General features: G+C 72.7%; 16 protein-coding genes and 1 tRNA gene. 13 read left to right on the top strand and 4 right to left on the bottom strand.

The features are described from left to right. Window positions 1-30 precede the first annotated feature (30 nt). A complete protein-coding gene (locus ACFYOV_RS25145) occupies window positions 31-645 on the bottom strand; it encodes a 5-formyltetrahydrofolate cyclo-ligase (RefSeq protein ID WP_389090915.1) in 615 nt (204 codons plus the stop codon). 92 nt (window positions 646-737) lie between these two features. Here ACFYOV_RS25145 and galU point away from each other — a divergent pair, with 92 nt between their 5' ends. The 7 genes from galU (at window position 738) to ACFYOV_RS25180 (ending at window position 6,389) form a co-directional block, all read left to right on the top strand. Beyond that, the gene (galU, locus tag ACFYOV_RS25150; RefSeq protein WP_389090917.1) at window positions 738-1,649 is read left to right on the top strand and encodes a UTP--glucose-1-phosphate uridylyltransferase GalU; all 912 of its coding nucleotides are present in this window, start codon (window positions 738-740) and stop codon (window positions 1,647-1,649) included. Continuing rightward, complete coding sequence (gene glp / locus ACFYOV_RS25155) at window positions 1,646-2,968, top strand: gephyrin-like molybdotransferase Glp (RefSeq protein ID WP_389090920.1); 1,323 nt, start codon at window positions 1,646-1,648, stop codon at window positions 2,966-2,968. The genes galU and glp overlap by 4 nt, the downstream gene beginning before the upstream one ends. Before the next feature lie 86 nt (window positions 2,969-3,054). Further along, on the top strand, window positions 3,055-3,567 hold the full coding sequence (gene moaC, locus ACFYOV_RS25160; RefSeq protein WP_389090921.1) for a cyclic pyranopterin monophosphate synthase MoaC: 513 nt from the start codon (window positions 3,055-3,057) through the stop codon (window positions 3,565-3,567). Further along, window positions 3,564-4,079: a molybdenum cofactor biosynthesis protein B gene (locus tag ACFYOV_RS25165; RefSeq protein WP_389090923.1), complete on the top strand. Its 516-nt coding sequence runs from the start codon at window positions 3,564-3,566 to the stop codon at window positions 4,077-4,079. The genes moaC and ACFYOV_RS25165 overlap by 4 nt, the downstream gene beginning before the upstream one ends. A gap of 17 nt (window positions 4,080-4,096) precedes the next feature. Then, window positions 4,097-4,756, top strand: coding sequence for a GNAT family N-acetyltransferase (locus tag ACFYOV_RS25170; RefSeq protein WP_389090926.1), 660 nt, complete (start codon window positions 4,097-4,099; stop codon window positions 4,754-4,756). A 185-nt stretch (window positions 4,757-4,941) separates the two neighbouring features. Further along, window positions 4,942-6,234, top strand: coding sequence for a gephyrin-like molybdotransferase receptor GlpR (gene glpR / locus ACFYOV_RS25175; RefSeq protein ID WP_389090927.1), 1,293 nt, complete (start codon window positions 4,942-4,944; stop codon window positions 6,232-6,234). A gap of 81 nt (window positions 6,235-6,315) precedes the next feature. Then, window positions 6,316-6,389, top strand: a tRNA-Ala gene (locus ACFYOV_RS25180). Window positions 6,390-6,501: 112 nt separating this feature from the next. Here the strand turns inward: ACFYOV_RS25180 and ACFYOV_RS25185 are convergent. Then, the gene (locus ACFYOV_RS25185; protein ID WP_389090930.1) at window positions 6,502-6,978 is read right to left on the bottom strand and encodes a GNAT family N-acetyltransferase; all 477 of its coding nucleotides are present in this window, start codon (window positions 6,976-6,978) and stop codon (window positions 6,502-6,504) included. Between the two features lie 86 nt (window positions 6,979-7,064). Between ACFYOV_RS25185 and ACFYOV_RS25190 the strand changes: the two genes are divergently transcribed. Beyond that, window positions 7,065-7,868, top strand: a complete 804-nt coding sequence (locus ACFYOV_RS25190) for an exodeoxyribonuclease III (protein ID WP_389090931.1) — start codon at window positions 7,065-7,067, stop codon at window positions 7,866-7,868. Window positions 7,869-8,327: 459 nt separating this feature from the next. Here the strand turns inward: ACFYOV_RS25190 and ACFYOV_RS25195 are convergent, their stop codons facing one another. After that, the gene (locus ACFYOV_RS25195) at window positions 8,328-8,948 is read right to left on the bottom strand and encodes a MerR family transcriptional regulator (RefSeq protein WP_389091236.1); all 621 of its coding nucleotides are present in this window, start codon (window positions 8,946-8,948) and stop codon (window positions 8,328-8,330) included. A 227-nt stretch (window positions 8,949-9,175) separates the two neighbouring features. On the opposite strand from ACFYOV_RS25195, the gene ACFYOV_RS25200 reads away from it, so the two are divergent. From ACFYOV_RS25200 to ACFYOV_RS25215, 4 genes are all read left to right on the top strand, one after another. After that, window positions 9,176-10,720, top strand: coding sequence for a flavin-containing monooxygenase (locus tag ACFYOV_RS25200; RefSeq protein WP_389090934.1), 1,545 nt, complete (start codon window positions 9,176-9,178; stop codon window positions 10,718-10,720). Further along, the gene (locus tag ACFYOV_RS25205; protein ID WP_389090935.1) at window positions 10,717-11,643 is read left to right on the top strand and encodes an alpha/beta fold hydrolase; all 927 of its coding nucleotides are present in this window, start codon (window positions 10,717-10,719) and stop codon (window positions 11,641-11,643) included. Before ACFYOV_RS25200 ends, ACFYOV_RS25205 begins: the two co-directional genes overlap by 4 nt. Further along, window positions 11,640-12,524 carry an SDR family oxidoreductase gene (locus ACFYOV_RS25210; protein ID WP_389090937.1) on the top strand — a complete coding sequence of 295 codons (885 nt, stop codon included), beginning with the start codon at window positions 11,640-11,642 and terminating at the stop codon, window positions 12,522-12,524. Before ACFYOV_RS25205 ends, ACFYOV_RS25210 begins: the two co-directional genes overlap by 4 nt. A gap of 75 nt (window positions 12,525-12,599) precedes the next feature. Further along, complete coding sequence (locus ACFYOV_RS25215; protein WP_389090939.1) at window positions 12,600-12,779, top strand: hypothetical protein; 180 nt, start codon at window positions 12,600-12,602, stop codon at window positions 12,777-12,779. A gap of 75 nt (window positions 12,780-12,854) precedes the next feature. Here the strand turns inward: ACFYOV_RS25215 and ACFYOV_RS25220 are convergent, their stop codons facing one another. After that, window positions 12,855-16,100 (bottom strand): S41 family peptidase, encoded by a 3,246-nt coding sequence (locus ACFYOV_RS25220; protein WP_389090940.1) that lies wholly within the window; start codon window positions 16,098-16,100, stop codon window positions 12,855-12,857. 243 nt (window positions 16,101-16,343) lie between these two features. Between ACFYOV_RS25220 and ACFYOV_RS25225 the strand changes: the two genes are divergently transcribed. Further along, complete coding sequence (locus ACFYOV_RS25225) at window positions 16,344-16,943, top strand: TetR/AcrR family transcriptional regulator (RefSeq protein WP_389090943.1); 600 nt, start codon at window positions 16,344-16,346, stop codon at window positions 16,941-16,943. Window positions 16,944-16,947 lie beyond the last annotated feature (4 nt).

Consider the following 16,947-nt stretch of genomic DNA (forward strand, 5'->3'; position numbering starts at 1 on the left):
CGCCTTCGTCGTCCCACCGGCCCCGTGGGCTCAGCCGAAGCGCCGCACGCCCGACGGTGTCACCACGGCGTGCACCGGCCGGTCGTGCGGCTCCTCGGGGACGCGCTCGACGACCTCGCCGTCGTACAGCAGCACCACCAGCGCCGGGTGCGCGCCCGCCCGCTCCAGTCGGGAGAGGACCCGGTCGTAGGAGCCCCCGCCGCGTCCCAGCCGCATCCCGCGCGCGTCGACCGCCAGCCCCGGCAGCAGCACGGTGTCCGCCTCCGTCACCGCCTCGGGTCCGAGGCGCCGGCCGGACGGCTCCAGGAGGGCCATCCGCCCGCCGTGCCGCACCGGCGCGAGTGAGCCCTCCCCCTCGTACGCGCCCCAGTCGAGGTCGTTGTCCGGGAGCAGGGCCGGCAGCAGCACGCGTACGCCCCGCGCGCGCAGGGCGTCCAGGAGCGCGAGCGTGCCCGGTTCACTCCCCACGGAGACATAGGCGGCCACCGTGCGCGCGTGCGCCAGCTCCGGCAGGGCGAGCGCCCGCGCGGCGAGGGCCGCGGCGGATTCCCGCACGTCACCGGCCGTCAATCTGTTCCTCACCGCGAGGATTTCCCGGCGCAACACCCGCTTGTCAGGCTCGTCCGCGCGTCTGTTGTGTCTCAAGATTGTCCTCGTACTGTTTCAATGTGCTCATATGAGCTTTAAACAACCGGAGCCACAGATTCCCTGCAAAGGCACCGGTTAAGGTGTCGGGCATGATTCAGTCGCACCCTCGGATCAGCAAGGCTGTCATCCCCGCAGCAGGCCTCGGCACCCGGTTCCTGCCGGCCACCAAGGCCACTCCCAAGGAGATGCTGCCGGTCGTCGACAAGCCGGCGATCCAGTACGTGGTCGAAGAGGCCGTCACCGCCGGCCTCGACGACGTCCTCATGGTGACGGGCCGCAACAAGCGCCCGCTCGAGGACCACTTCGACCGCAATTACGAACTGGAGTCCGCCCTCGAGAAGAAGGGCGACGCCGAGCGTCTCGCCAAGGTCCAGGAGTCCAGCGACCTCGCCACCATGCACTACGTCCGCCAGGGCGACCCCAAGGGCCTCGGCCACGCCGTCCTGTGCGCCGCGCCGCACGTCGGCGACGAACCCTTCGCGGTCCTCCTCGGTGACGACCTGATCGACCCGCGCGACCCGCTGCTGCAGCGGATGATCGAGGTCCAGCAGCAGCACGGTGGCAGCGTCGTCGCGCTCATGGAGGTGGCCCCGGAGCAGATCCACCTCTACGGCTCCGCCGCCGTCGAGACCACCGAGGACGCCGACGTCGTCCGGGTCGGCGGCCTGGTCGAGAAGCCCGACCCCGCCGACGCCCCCTCCAACTACGCCATCATCGGCCGCTACGTCCTCGACCCGGCCGTCTTCGAAATACTGCGCCGGACCGAGCCGGGGCGCGGCGGCGAGATCCAGCTCACCGACGCCCTCCAGAAGCTCGCGGCCGACGAGAAGATCGGCGGCCCGGTCCACGGCGTCGTCTTCAAGGGCCGCCGCTATGACACCGGCGACCGCGGCGACTACCTGCGTGCCATTGTCAGACTCGCGTGCGAACGTGATGACCTGGGCCCGGAGTTCCGGACCTGGCTCCGCCGTTACGTCACCGAGGAGATGCAGCAACATTGAGCACCGCCGCGCCCCGCACCGCAGGCCCGGACCACCTCTGGTCGGTCGACGAGCACCTTCAGGACATCCTCGCCACCGTCCGGCCGCTGGAACCCATCGAGCTGAACCTCCTCGACGCCCAGGGCTGCGTCCTGGTCGAGGACATCACGGTGCCGGTCTCCCTGCCACCGTTCGACAACAGCTCCATGGACGGGTACGCGGTGCGGGTCGCGGACGTCGCGGGCGCGAGCGAGCGGTACCCGGCGGCCCTCGAGGTCGTCGGGGACGTCGCGGCCGGCCAGGCCGACCTGCTCCACGTGGGCCCCGGCCAGGCCGCCCGCATCATGACCGGCGCCCCGCTCCCGCCCGGCGCCGAGACCGTGGTCCCCGTGGAGTGGACCGACGGCGGCCTCGGCGAGGGGCCGGTCACCGGGATGCGCGCCCGCAGCCTCGCCCCCGAGGGCGCCGCCGGACAGGTGAAGGTCCACCGCCCGGCCGAGGCACGCGCGCACGTGCGCGCCAAGGGCAGCGACGTACGGGCGGGCGACCGCGCCCTGGAGGCCGGCACCGTCCTCGGCCCGCCGCAGATCTCCCTGCTGGCCGCGATCGGCCGCGGCACCGTGCGCGTGCACCCGCGCCCGCGCGTGGTGGTGCTCTCCACCGGCAGCGAACTCGTCCAGCCCGACGAGGAACTGCGCCCGGGTCAGATCTACGACTCCAACAGCTTCGCCCTCACCGCCGCCGCCCGTGACGCCGGTGCCATCGCCTACCGCGTGGGCGCCGTGGCCGACGACGCCGGGACGCTCCGCGACACCATCGAGGACCAGCTGGTGCGCGCCGACCTGATGGTCACCACCGGCGGGGTGAGCGTGGGCGCCTACGACGTGGTCAAGGAGGCCCTGTCCCACGTCGGCGACGCGGACGAGCCGGGCAGCGGCATCGAGTTCCGCAAGCTCGCCATGCAGCCCGGCAAGCCCCAGGGCTTCGGCTCCATCGGCCCCGACCACACCCCGCTGCTGGCCCTGCCGGGCAACCCGGTCTCCTCCTACGTGTCCTTCGAGCTCTTCGTGCGCCCCGCGATCCGCACCCTGATGGGCCTGCCGGACGTCCACCGGCCGACCGCCCGCGCGACGCTCACCGCGAACGACGTGCTCAGCTCGCCGAAGGGCCGCCGCCAGTTCCTCCGCGGCCGGTACGCCGACGGGGCGGTGACCCCGGTCGGCGGTCCCGGATCGCATCTGGTGGCCGCCCTCGCCCGGGCGAACGCGCTGATCGTCGTCCCCGAGGACACCGAGTCCGTCGCGCCCGGCACCGAGGTCGAGGTGGTCCTGCTCGGCTGACTGCCCCTGGTTGGCGGTACCGTGTCGCGCACAGCAGGCCCGTGCGCCGCACCGCCACGGGCCCGGACCGGGAGCGCCACACGATCATGACCGTGCCTTCCCGGGGGGAGACCCCCGGACCCTTCGAGCAGGACCGCCTGACGCACATCGACGAGGCGGGCGCCGCCCGAATGGTCGACGTGTCGGGCAAGGACGTGACCGCGCGCACCGCCCGTGCCAGCGGACGCGTCCTGGTCTCGCCCCGTGTGATCGAGCTGCTGCGCGGCGAGGGCGTGCCCAAGGGCGACGCCCTGGCGACCGCGCGGATCGCGGGCATCATGGGAGCCAAGCGCACCCCCGATCTGATCCCGTTGTGTCACCCCTTGTCGGTGTCCGGTGTGAAACTGGACCTGTCGGTCGCGGACGACGCCGTGGAGATCACGGCCACCGTGCGGACGACGGACCGCACGGGCGTCGAGATGGAGGCGCTCACCGCGGTCTCCGTCGCCGCGCTCACCGTGATCGACATGGTCAAGGCGGTCGACAAGAAGGCGGTCATCACGGACGTGCGGGTGGAGGAGAAGACGGGCGGCAAGTCGGGCGACTGGAGCAGGGCATGACCGCGGGCGGTTATCGCGCCCTGGTGGTGACCGCGTCCAACCGCGCCTCCGCCGGTGTCTACGAGGACAAGGGCGGTCCGCTGGTCGCCGAGGGCCTGGCGCGGTTCGGGTTCGCCGTGGACGGCCCCCGTGTCGTGCCCGACGGCGATCCGGTGGAGGCCGCCCTGCGCGCCGCCGTCGAGGCCGGGTACGACGTCGTCGTGACCACCGGCGGCACCGGCGTCTCGCCCACCGACCGCACCCCCGAGGCGACCCGCCGGGTCGTCGACCGCGAGGTGCCCGGCATCGCGGAGGCCATCCGGGCGTACGGCCGGGACAAGGTCCCCACGGCCGCCCTGTCCCGGGGTCTCGCCGGGGTCGCGGGCTCGACGCTGATCATCAATCTGCCGGGTTCCAGCGGCGGGGTGAAGGACGGCCTGGCCGTCCTGGAGCCGCTGCTGACGCACGCCGTGGACCAGATGCGCGGCGGCGACCATCCCAGACCGGACGCCAGTGGCGGGGGTGCGACCTGAACGCCCCCTCCTGGCCCGTGGAGCTGGGGGACGGCGATGTCGTCCTCCGGCCCATAAGGATGCGCGACCAGCGGGCCTGGCGCGAGGTCAACCGGCGCAATCGCGACTGGCTGCGGCCCTGGGAGGCGACCATCCCGCCGCCCACGCCCGCCGGTCCGGTCACCCACCGGCCGACCTACCGTCAGATGGTCCGCCATCTGAGGTCCGAGGCGAACGCGGGCCGGATGCTGCCGTTCGTCATCGAGTACCAGGGGCACCTGGTCGGCCAGTTGACGGTCGCCGGAATCACTTGGGGCTCGATGTGCTCGGGTCACGTGGGCTACTGGGTGGACGAGGCGGTGGCCGGCCGCGGGGTGATGCCGACGGCCGTGGCGCTCGTCGTGGACCACTGTTTCCGCACCGTGGGACTGCACCGTGTGGAGGTCTGCATTCGCCCCGAGAACCTGCCCAGCCGGCGGGTGGTGGAGAAACTCGGATTCCGCGAGGAGGGGCTGCGGCCCCGTTATCTCCACATCGACGGGGCCTGGCGCGACCACCTCGTCTTCGCGCTCACGGCGGAGGAGGTGCCCGAGGGGTTGCTCAGGCGCTGGCACCGGGCACGATCCGAGAAGGACGGGAACAGCCGCCCGGAGAACCGGCGCCAGAATCCGGGAATCCCGCACGGCCCCGGAAATTGAATAAACGTTCGATTTATGGGCGGGTAACGGCCGACGGCAAGGTTGCCGATGTCGCGGAATTTCCCGCCGTGAGAGGTCCGCTGATCGCACAGGTCGCAAAAAAAGTTCGAAATATCAGCCAGATCGTGCGACACACCGGCCCAATTGGCGGATGGCCCCGTGCAAACCCCTCTACCGTGTGAGGCGTGAGCAGCAGCGGCCTCATCTACGCAGTCATCGTCGGGGCCTGGGCCGCCTACTTGGTGCCGATGTGGCTCCGTAGGCAGGACGAGCTGAACGAGGCCCGTCCGACGGAACGCTTCAGCACCGCCATCCGACTGCTGTCCGGACGGGCGGGCATGGAGCGCCGGTACGCCAAGGACCTCCAGTCCCGCTCCGCCGACGAGGGGGAGCCGGGCGCCGTCGACCCGGACGCGGTCACCGACTCGGTGGACGTCCGGGCCTTCGCCGTGTCCCAGACCCGCCCGCACACGCGCGTGCCCGTACCGGCGCCCGCCCCCGACCGGCAAGAACCGGCGACCGAACCGGCGACCGAAGCGGTGACCGAGCCGACGGGCAGGCACCCGGGCGAGCGCGCGGACCGGGACGCCGGGCCCGCGATCCGCAGGGGTGTGCCCGCCGCCCGGCGCGGCTCGGCGGCCCAGGACGCGGAGGGTGCCCGGGCGGCGCAGGCCGCCGCGGCGCGTGCCCGGCGCTCGAAGGTGCTGGCCCGCCGCCGGCGCACCACGACGATGCTGTTCCTCGCCTTCACGCTCGGCGCGATCGTCGCGGCCGTCGGCGGGCTCGCGTTCCTCTGGGCGCCCGGGGTGCCGGCCGTGCTGCTGAGCTCGTACATCGCGTACCTGCGCTCGCAGGAGCTCCGCCGCTTCGCCTATCAGATGGACCGCCGCCAGGCCGAGATCGCGGCGCAGCGGCTGCGTGAGCGCGAGCGCCAGCCCCGCAGGCGGCCGTCCGCTCCGCTCGCCGAGGCCGCTGCCGACGAACCGGAGGGGCCCGAGCCGGCGCCCGGGACCGACCCCGGCCTGTCCGCGCTCGCGGCCGACCGTCGGGCGCTCGTCGAGCAGACGGACCACGCGGAGTGGGTCGACCAGCAGCGCGAGCGGCAGCACCGGCCCGGCCAGGGCGACAGCTGGGACCCGGTCCCGGTGCCGCTGCCGACGTACGTGACCGCCCCGGTCGCCCCGCGCGCCACCAGCGACGTGGACCTGGGGACGCCGGACGCCTGGAGCTCGGCGCGCTCCAGCGCCGTCGCCCCGGGTCCGGAGGAGCCGGACGCCCCCGCCGCGCCGGAGGTGACGGAGGCGGTCGCGCAGGAGCCGGCCGACGACGGCCACGGCGACGCCCCACCCCCCGCCCGGTCCCGCTCGCGTGCGGCGACCGCCAAGGGCGCGTCCGCCCGGCGCGCCCGCGAGCGCGGCCGGACCCCGCTGTTCGACCAGTACGAGGACGGGGAACGCCCACGGGCCGCCAACGAGTAGGGCCGAGCCCGGGACCGGCCACCGCCCGGCAACGGATTTCCGAGCAGGCCGATCGGGGTGCTAAAGTTTCACTCGTTGCAAGGGCCTGTGGCGCAGTCCGGTAGCGCACCTCGTTCGCATCGAGGGGGCCAGGGGTTCAAATCCCCTCAGGTCCACCGCAGCTGAAAGCCCCCGCCGAGAAATCGGTGGGGGCTTCTTCGTGTTGGCGTGCACGGCCAGGGCCGCCCTTGGGGGCGGGCGGCTCGGGTCCGTGGCCTGTGGCGGCCGTCACAGCTGCTTGGCGTAGCAGCGGCTCGCCTCGTGGAAGCGGTAGTAGCCGAACTTCTCGCAGGGCTCGTAGCCGCTGGAGGTGTACAGGGCGATGGCCTCGGGCTGCTTGGTGCCCGTCTCCAGGACCATGCGCAGGCGGCCGGCCGCGCGGGCGTCCTCCTCCAGGGCGGCGAGCATCCGGCGGGCCAGGCCCCGGCCGCGCAGTTCCTCGATCACGTACATCCGCTTCAGCTCGGCGTCACCGTCGCGGTTGCCCTCGCCGTTGGCGTTCTGGACGCGCCACCCGCCGGAGGCCACGGGGACGCAGTTCTCGTCGTAGGCGAGCAGGTAGATGCCGTGCGGCGGCTCGAACTGGCCGGGGTCCATGGGGGTGGCGTCGCCGCCGTCCCCGTAGCGGACGTGGTACTCGGCCTGGACCTGGTCGTTCAGCTTGACGGCGTCGGGGTGGTCGAAGGAAACCCGGCGGATATTCATGCTGAGCACCGTATATCAATCCAGACTGCTCGGGGGCGGTTCCGTCCGGAACCGGACTCCGTCCAGTGTGCCGGTATCGTGCCGGGGTGTTCACTGTGACCTCCGTCAACGTCAACGGGCTGCGCGCCGCCGCGAAGAAGGGCTTCGTGCCGTGGCTGGCGCAGACCTCCGCCGATGTGCTGTGCCTCCAGGAGGTGCGCGCGGAGCCGCAGCAGCTGCCCGAGCAGGTCCGCGCGCCCGAGGGCTGGCACGTGGTGCACGCCCCCGCGGCCGCCAAGGGGCGGGCGGGGGTGTCCCTGTACACCCGCCGCGAACCCGACCGTGTCCGGGTCGGCTTCGGCTCGGCGGAGTTCGACGGCAGCGGACGGTACGTGGAGGCCGACCTGCCCGGGGTGACCGTCGCCTCCCTCTATCTGCCCTCCGGCGAGGTCGGCACGGAGCGCCAGGAGGAGAAGGTCCGCTTCATGGGTGAGTTCCTGACCCACCTCAAGGAGCTGCGCGAGCGGTCCGCCGCGGAGGGCCGGGAGGTATTGGTCTGCGGCGACTGGAACATCGCCCACCAGCGGGCCGACCTGAAGAACTGGCGCGGCAACACCAAGAACTCCGGCTTCCTGCCCGAGGAGCGCGCCTGGCTGGACCAGGTTTTCGACCCGGCGGACGGCGGCTATGTCGACGTCGTGCGCGCCCTGCACCCGGACGTGGAGGGGCCGTACTCGTGGTGGTCGTACCGGGGGAGGGCGTTCGACAACGACGCGGGTTGGCGCATCGACCTGGCCGTCGCGACGCCGGGGCTCGCCGGCCGTGCGGTCAAGGGGTTCGTGGAGCGGGCGGCGAGCCACGAGCAACGGTGGTCGGATCATGCGCCGGTGACCGTCGTGTTCGCGACCTGACCATGGCAGTGCGCGAGGCCGATACGGCTCCCGCGCCTTTGGTCTCCGCAGGCCCTCGCTGGGCCGGCCAGGTGGTCACCGAATGCGAAGACAAGGCGTGAGCGGTCCGGTCCGCCCCGGAGGAACGCATGCCGGCAGGTGCGGAGCCCGTATCACCGCGGGCGGTCGCGCGGCGCACGTAGTCGCCGTAGGGACAGCCCTTGCGTGTAGCGAAGTACATGCGCCCCGTGACAGCCGCGCAGGGTGCGATGCCGGTCAGCAGGGCGGTTGTTCCGCTTCTGGGATGAGAGCCGCTTGACCGTACGGCCAGATGCTTCCGAAGCGTCTGGAACTCATCCTCGGTCAGCAACGGCGTGCCGATCGGCAACGGAGTTCGCACGATGTTCCCCGCGAAGTGCCCGGATTGAATGAAGGGGCGACAAGCGCCGGACGCGTGGGGAACGCGACGCCAGGCGCGGTCTATCCCTGCTTTCGCAACCGCCGGTCCAAGGCCAGCGACAGTTCCGCGTCGACCACGCTGCGGGCCAGGGGACGCAGGCGGGGCAGGTCCTCCTCGGGGGCGTGGCGCAGGATCAGGGAGGCGAAGAGGTCGGCCAGGGCGTCGGCGTGGGCGCGGACCTCCTTGCCCGCCCGCAGCACCTCCGCGAGCGGGATGCCCTCACGGACCAGGGCGGACGAGACGTCGAGGAGGCGCCGGCTGATGTGGACGATCTCCTCGCCGTCGGTGCCGAGGTAGCCGAGGTCCAGCGCGGCGGCCAGGTTCCCGGGGGTGGCCTCGCCGGCGAAGCGGTCGGCGAGTTCCTCGGGCGTGAGGCGGACCGGGGTCTCCTCGGTGGGGGTGTTCATGCCGAGCAGCTCGCCGACGTCACGGCCGTGCTCGAACGCCTCGGCGAGTTCCGCTATGCCGCTGAGGGTGTGGCCCCGCTCCAGCAGCGCCGTGATGGTGCGCAGGCGGGCCAGGTGGTGGTCGTCGTACCAGGCGATGCGGCCCTCGCGGCGGGGCGGCGGGATGAGCTTGCGCTCGCGGTAGAAGCGCAGCGTGCGCACCGTGATGCCGGCCAGTCGGGCCAGCTCCTCCATGCGGTATTCACGCCGCTCGCCGTCGCGTCCAGGATCCTCAGCCACGTCAGCAGCCTAGGCCCTGTCGCCGGTGCCCCGCCTGTCCGCCGGCGGCCCGCCCCGCGGTGGCCTACCGGCGGTAACTTTCGGCTCCCGCCCCCTACCCATCGGTACGGCGCTGCTCTACGCTCCCCACTGCGCCAGTGTTCACTGGCATGGTTCTTCGGCGAGGCGTGGAGGCTTACGGGATGGCCGAGCACGAGCACGAACATGTACGGGTCGCGGTGGTCGGGTCCGGGTTCGGCGGGCTGGGTGCCGCCGTGCGGCTGCGGCGCGAGGGGATCACCGACTTCGTCGTCCTGGAGCGGGCCGGCAGCGTCGGCGGCACCTGGCGCGACAACAGCTACCCCGGCTGCGCCTGCGACGTGCCCTCGCACCTGTACTCGTTCTCCTTCGCGCCCAACCCCGACTGGCCGCGCTCCTTCTCCGGGCAGGAGCACATCCGGGCCTACCTGGAGCACGTCACCGACGTCTTCCGGCTGCGCCCGCACATCCGCTTCGACTCGGAGGTCAAGCGGATGGTGTGGAACACCGAGCTGCTGCGCTGGGACATCGAGACCGGCAGCGGAAGCCTCAGCGCCGACGTCGTGGTGTCGGCCACCGGACCGCTGTCCGACCCCAAGGTCCCCGCCATCCCGGGGCTGGACACCTTCCCCGGAAAGGTGTTCCACTCCGCCCGCTGGGACCACGACTACGACCTGCGCGGCCAGCGCGTGGCGATGGTCGGCACCGGGGCCTCCGCCATCCAGATCGTGCCGGCCATCCAGCCGCTGGTCTCCCGGCTCACCCTCTTCCAGCGCACCCCCGCCTGGGTCCTGCCCCGCGTCGACCGGGCCATCAGCGGCGCCGAGCGGGCCCTGCACCGGGCGCTGCCCTTCACCACCCAGCTGCGCCGCGGACTGCTGTGGGGCGTGCGGGAGTTGCAGGTCCAGGCGTTCACCAAGCGCCCCGACGAACTGGGTTTCGTGGAGAAACTGGCCCGGCGCAACATGGCCCGCGCGGTCAAGGACCCGGCCCTGCGTGCCAAGCTCACCCCGGACTACCGCATCGGCTGCAAGCGGATCCTGCTCTCCAACACCTACTACCCGGCGCTCACACAGCCCAATGTGGACGTCGTCGCGAGCGGCCTGAGCGAGGTCCGCGGGGCGACCGTGGTGGCCGCCGACGGCACCCGGGCCGAGGTCGACGCGATCGTCTTCGGCACCGGTTTCCACGTGACCGACATGCCCATCGCCGAGCGGGTCGTCGGGGCGGAGGGCAGGACGCTCGCCGAGACGTGGACGGGCGGCATGGAGGCCCTGCGAGGCGCCTCGGCCGCCGGATTCCCCAACTGGATGACGATCATCGGGCCCAACACCGGTCTCGGGAACTCGTCCATGATCCTGATGATCGAGTCCCAGCTGAACTACATGGCCGACTACCTGCGCCAGCTCGACGTCCTCGGCGGCCGGGTCGCCCTCGACGCCCGCCCGAGCGCCGTGCACGCCTGGAACCGCCGGGTGCAGGACCGGATGAAGCGCACGGTGTGGAACACCGGCGGCTGCACCAGCTGGTACCTGGACGAGAACGGCCGCAACACGACCATCTGGCCCGGGACGACCGGCGAGTTCCGGCGGGCGACCAGGCGGGTCGACCTCACCGAGTACGCCGTCCTGCGGGCTCCCGCCGCGCCGCGGGACGCACAGCGCGACGCGCGGGGCGGTACCCAGGAGAACGCCGAGGTGACCGCGTGAGCCGGCTGACCCGCATCACCTCCGGGCCCTACGCCCCGCTGCCCGCCGCACGCGAGCTGACCGCCGTCTCCGCCGACGGCTCCCGCCTGCACGTCGAGGTGCACGGTCCGGACGACGCCCCCGCGGTCGTCCTCGCCCACGGCTGGACCTGCTCGACCCTCTTCTGGTCCGCGCAGATCCGCGAACTCACCGCCCACCATCGCGTCATCGCCTACGACCAGCGCGGCCACGGCCGCAGCCCCGCGAGCCCCGTCTGCACCGGTGATGCCCTCGCCGACGACCTGGAAGCGGTACTGACCGCCACCCTCGCGCCGGGCGAGCGGGCCGTGATCGCCGGGCACTCCATGGGTGGCATGGCGATCATGGCCGCCTCCGCCCGCCCGGCGTTCCGGGAGCACGCCGCGGCCGTCCTGCTGTGCAGCACGGGCGGTTCGCGTCTGGTCGCCGAGTCGACGGTGCTGCCGCTGCGCCCGGGCCGGGTGCGGACCTGGCTGACCAGGCGCGTTCTCGGCTCCCGCGCGCCGCTCGGGCCGGTCACGCCGCTGTCCCGCCGCATCCTCAAGTACGGGACGATGGGCCCCGCTTCGGCCCCGCATCTGGTGGACGCGTGCGCCCGCATCGTGCACGCCTGCCCCACCCGGGTGCGCCACGCCTGGTCGCAGCTGTTCGAGCCGCTCGATCTCGGTTCCGCCGTCGGCGAGTTGAGGGTGCCGACCGAGGTCGTCGCCGGTTCGGCGGACCGGCTCACCCCGCCGGTGCACGCACGGACGCTGGCCGCCGCGCTGCCCGACTGCCTCGGCCTCACCGAACTCCCCGGGATCGGCCACATGACCCCGGTCGAGGCACCCGAGCTGGTCACCGGGAAGATCGGGGCGCTCGTTGCCGCCCACATCCGCACCGCACCCGTCGAGGAGAGCGCATGAGCAGGGTCCGTCTCGAAGGCCAGGTCGCCGTCGTCACCGGAGCGGCGCGCGGAGTGGGGGAGTTGCTGGCCCGCAAGCTCTCCGCGCGCGGAGTGAAGGTGGCGCTGGTCGGTCTGGAGCCGGACGCGCTCAAGCAGGTCTCGGCGCGACTGCACGGCGACAGCGACCACTGGTACGCCGACGTCACCGACCACGAGGCGATGGCCCGGGTCGCGACGGAGGTCAAGGAACGGTTCGGCAAGGTCGACATCGTCGTGGCCAACGCCGGTGTGGCGACCGGCGGTCCGTTCGTCGACTCCGACCCGGACGCCTGGCGGCGGGTGATCGAGGTCAACCTGATCGGCTCGGCGGTCACCGCCCGCGCCTTCCTGCCGCTGCTGACCGAGAGCCGCGGCTATCTGCTCCAGATCGCCTCGCTCGCCGCGATCACCCCGGCACCGATGATGACCGCGTACTGCGCGTCCAAGTCGGGCGTGGAGGCGTATGCGCACAGTCTGCGCGCCGAGGTCGGGTACCGGGGCGTGAAGGTCGGCGTCGGCTATCTGTCCTGGACCGACACCGACATGGTGCGCGGGGCCGACCAGGACGAGGTCATGCGGGAGTTGCGGCAGCGGCTGCCCTGGCCGGCGAACAGGACCTATCCGCTGGGCCCCGCCGTGGACCGGATCGTGGACGGTGTCGAGCGGCGCGCCGCCCATGTGTACGGGCAGTGGTGGCTGCGTGGGATGCAGGGTGTGCGCGGGTATCTGCCCGCGGTCATCGGGACGGTGGGGCAACGGGAGATGCGGCGGTTCGCGGACCGGCTCGACGGGATGCGGATGGGGCTGGTCGGGGCCGGCGGCAACGCCGACGAACAGCACCGGACTACGCAGCGTAAGTGATCGACATGCGCAGGGTGGCCGGCCGTGTGAGTCTGATCGGGCAAGTTCCCCCACCCCACACGGGAGTGAACCCACATGGGTATCAAGGACCAGTTCCAGGAGAAGTCCGAGCGGCTCCAGCAGCAGGCCAAGCAGCGGGCCCAGCAGGGCAAGGAGCAGATGCAGAACCGCGGCCGCCGGCGCGAGGAGGACACGGACAGCCCGCAGCGCGAGCGGGAGCCCGAGGACCGTCTCGACCGGGACTATGACGCCTGACGTCATGCGCTGAAGCGGAAGGGGTGCCCCCCGGCGGGGCGCCCCTTCTCGCGTCCCCGCCGCCCGCCCCCACCGTCACGTCCTCGGCGGCAGCTTCGGGCGGGAGCGGTCGGGGACGTCGCGGTAGGTCGGGGGAGTGGCCGGAGGGTTGGTCTCCAGCAGCTGCAGCGCCAGCCGGACCGCGTCGTCGAGCTGGGCGTAGCGGCCCTCCGCCCAGTCCAGCGGGGTGCGCAGTGCCTCCACGTCGGGGGTGACGCCCTTGTTCTCCACCGACCAGCCGTAGGCGTCGAACCAGGCCGCGTTCATCGGCACCGTGATCACCGTGCCGTCGCCGAGCCGGTGGCGGCCGGTCATGCCGACCACACCGCCCCAGGTGCGCTGGCCCACCACCGGGCCCAGTCCCAGCAGTTTGAAGGCGGCGGTGATCATGTCGCCGTCGGAGCTGGTCGCCTCGTCCGCGAGGGCGACCACCGGTCCGCGCGGGGCGTTGGAGGCGTACGACACGGGCTGGGCGTCACGCGTGAGGTCCCAGCCCAGGATCGTGCGGGTCAGCTTCTCCACCACCAGCTCGCTGATGTGACCGCCGGCGTTGCCGCGCACGTCCACGAGCAGCGCCGGGCGGGAGACCTCCATGCGCAGGTCCCGGTTGAACTGCGCCCAGCCCGAGCCGCCCATGTCGGGAATGTGCAGGTAGCCGCAGCGCCCACCGCTCAACTCCCTGACGAGCTCCCGGCGTTTGGCCACCCAGTCCTGGTAGCGCAGCGGCGTCTCGTCGATCAGCGGGACGACGGCCACCCGCCGGGGCGGGCCCTCGCCCCGTGCGGGACCGAAGGTCAGCTCCACCGTCGTGCCGCCCGCGCCCGCGAGCAGCGGGTAGGGGCCGGTCACCGGGTCCACCGGACGGCCGTCGACGTGGGTGAGGACCGCGCCCTTGCGGATGCCGGTGCCGGCCAGCGGGGAGCGGGCCCGGGAGTCCGAGGAGTCACCGGGCAGAATCCGCCGTACGGTCCAACGCCCCTCCCTGCACACGAGGTTGGCGCCGAGCAGGCCCTGGCGGCGCTGGTAGTGCGGTGGGCCCTCGTTGCGGCGGGCGGCGGTGACGTAGGCGTGCGAGGTGCCGAGTTCGCCGAGCACCTCGCGCAGCAGGTCCGCGAACTCGTCGGGGGAGGCGACCTGTTCGACCAGCGGGCGGTACTGCTCCAGCACCGCCTCCCAGTCGAGGCCGCACATGCCGGGTTCCCAGAAGTAGGCGCGGATCAGTCGCCCGGCCTCCGCGTACGCCTGGCGCCACTCGGCGGCCGGGTCGGCTTCGTGCAGGATGCGGCGGGCGTCGATCCACACCGTGGAGTCGCTGTCACCGGGCTCGGTCGCGGGCACCGCGCGCAGCTCGCCCTCGTCGACCACCACGAGCCGGTTTCCGTCGCCGCTGACCGCGAAGAAGTCCAGGTGCTCGACGAGTTCGGCCTTCTTGGCCCGGCTGACGGTGAAGTGCTCCAGGGTCGGCCGGCCGCTGGTGTCGTCCGGGTTGGCGAAGGTCTCGCCGAGCGCGCCGGAGATCGGCCAGCGCAGCCACACCAGCCCACCGCCCGCGACCGGGTGCAGCGCCGAGTACTTGGAGGCGGCGACCGGGAACGGGGTCACCCTGCTCTCCAGCCCTTCGGCCTCGACGGTGACCGCGCCGCCCTCCTCGCCCTCCTCCTGCTCCACCGGGTCCAGGCCCCCGGCGGCCGGACGGCCCTCGGGATTCAGGGCGAAGGGGGACGGCGTCGCCGACGACAGCGGCACCAGGTACGGGCGACAGCCGAGGGGGAAGGACAGGTCGCCGGTGTGCACGTCGTACACCGGGTCGAAGCCGCGCCACGACAGGAAGGCCAGGTAGCGGCCGTCCCGGGTGAACACCGGGTTCTCGTCCTCGAAGCGGCCGTTGGTGACGTCGACGATGTGCCGGTCCTCGATGCGGGCGAGCTTGATCTGCCGCAGGCTGCGCCCGATTCCGGGGTGCGACCAGGTCAGCCACGCCCCGTCGGGGGAGAAGGCGAGGTCGCGCACGGGGCCGTTGACGGAGCGGATCAGCTCGGTGACCTCGCCGTCGGCGTCCTCGCCGGTGGGGACCAGCAGCAGCCGCCCGTCGTGCGCGGCCACGGCCAGGCGCTCGCCGTCCGGGTCCGCGACCATCTTCAGCACCCGGCCCAGCCTCCCCGGCGCGAGCCGCCGGGTGGCGCGGGGGCCGCTCGCCCGCGGCAGCGAGGCGATCTCGACGGCGTCCTCGCCCTCGGCGTCCGTCACGTAGGCCACCTGGCCGCTCGCGCCGAGCATCTCCGGCAGCCGCACCCGTACGCCGGGGACGTCGGTGAGGGTGCGGGCGGGGCCGTCGCGGTGGGTGAGCCAGTACAGGCTCCCGCGGACGACGACGGCACTGGCACGGCCCGTCTCGTCCACCGCGAGGCCGTCGAGGTGCTGGGCGGCGGGCACCTGGTAGCGGCGCCGCCCGGCCCGGGGGCCGCCCAGTCGGACGTCGAGGCGGCGCGGGACGGAGCCCGGGGACAGGTCGTCCACGAGCCACAGGCCGCCGGCGCACTGGTAGACGACCCGGGTGCCGTCGCTCGCGGCGTGCCGGGCGTAGAAGGCGTCGTGGTCGGTGTGGCGGCGCAGGCCGGAACCGTCGTACGCGCACGAGTAGAGGTTGCCGACGCCCTCGTGGTCGGAGAGGAAGGCGATGCGGCCGCCGACGAACATCGGGGAGTGCAGGTGGCCGCCGAGCCCCTCGAGGAGCCGCTGCCCGTGCAGCCAGAGCCTGCCGGTGGCGCCGCCCCGGTAGCGCTTCCAGGCGGCGGGTTCGTGCGGCGGGGTGCCGGTGAGCAGCAGCGTGCGGCGTTCCCCGGCGACGTCGGCGACCTGAATGTCGGCCACCGGCCCCCAGGGGAGCTTGCGGCCGGGGCTGCCGTCGGGGGTGAGCTTGTAGGCCCAGGTGAAGTGGGAGAAGGGCTCGCCGTGGGAGGCGACGGCGAGGATCTCGCTGTGGCCGTCCGCGTCGGGGGGAGCCCAGCCGCAGACCCGGGTGTCGGAGCTCCCCCAGTAGGTCAGGCGGGTACCCGGTCCGCCGTCCACCGGCACGAGATGGACCTCGGGGTCCAGGCTGCGCCAGCTCGTGTACGCGATGTGCCGGCCGTCGGGCGAGAAGCGGGGGTGCCCGAGCTTGGTGCGGTCGACGGTGAGCCGCCGGGCCCGGCAGCGGGCGTCCAGCGGGGCGATCCACAGGTCGTCCTCGGCCACGAAGCACAGCAGGTCGCCGTTGAGGTGCGGCAGGCGCAGGTAGCTCACCTCCCCATGCTTTTCCGGTGGACGGACGGGAGCAACTCGTGCCGAACCGGGCACCCGTGGTGGAGGTGCGCCGCCCTCCGGCACCCGACGTGACCCAGAGCACGTACGAAACGGTTTCGTTTCTTTGGAGGCCGGGGTACCTTCTTGGTGTACGAAACAGTATCGTTCGGATGTGGAGTGCCGGGCGGACGGTCCCGAGTGAACGGTCCTGGGGAACGGCCCGAGCGGAGAAAGGTGAACGGGATGGCGGAAGTCGCGACGGCGCGTCGCAGCCGGATCACCCCCGAGCGCGAGGCCGAGCTGTACACGGCGGTGCTCGACCTGCTCCGCGAGGTCGGCTACGACGCCCTCACCATGGACGCCGTGGCCGCCCGCACCCGGTCCAGCAAGGCCACGCTCTACCGCCAGTGGGGCGGCAAGGCCGAGCTGGTGGTGAAGGCCATGCGGCACCAGAAGCCGGGGAGCATCGCCGACATCGACACCGGCTCCCTGCGGGGCGACCTGCACGCCATCGTCGGCCGCGAGGACGACTGCGTCATGGAGCAGAACGCCGCGCTGATGCGGGCCCTGGCCATGGCCGTGCACATGAACGACGACCTGCGCCTGGCGTTCAAGGAACTCCTGGTGGAACCGGAGATCGACGAGTTCCGGCGGGTCGTCCAGCGCGCCGTCGACCGGGGCGAGGTCCGCCCGGACAACCCGGCGCTGGAGTACATGGTGCACATGCTCGTCGGCGCGTTCGCCACGCGGACGCTGATCGACGACCTGCCGCCCACACGGAGATTCCTCACCTCGTACGTCGACGCCGTGGTCCTCCCCGCCCTCGGCGTCCCCGTGCCCTGACCGT

Origin of the sequence: Streptomyces sp. NPDC005931 (assembly GCF_042871235.1) — a bacterium.
GTDB lineage: Bacteria > Actinomycetota > Actinomycetes > Streptomycetales > Streptomycetaceae > Streptomyces.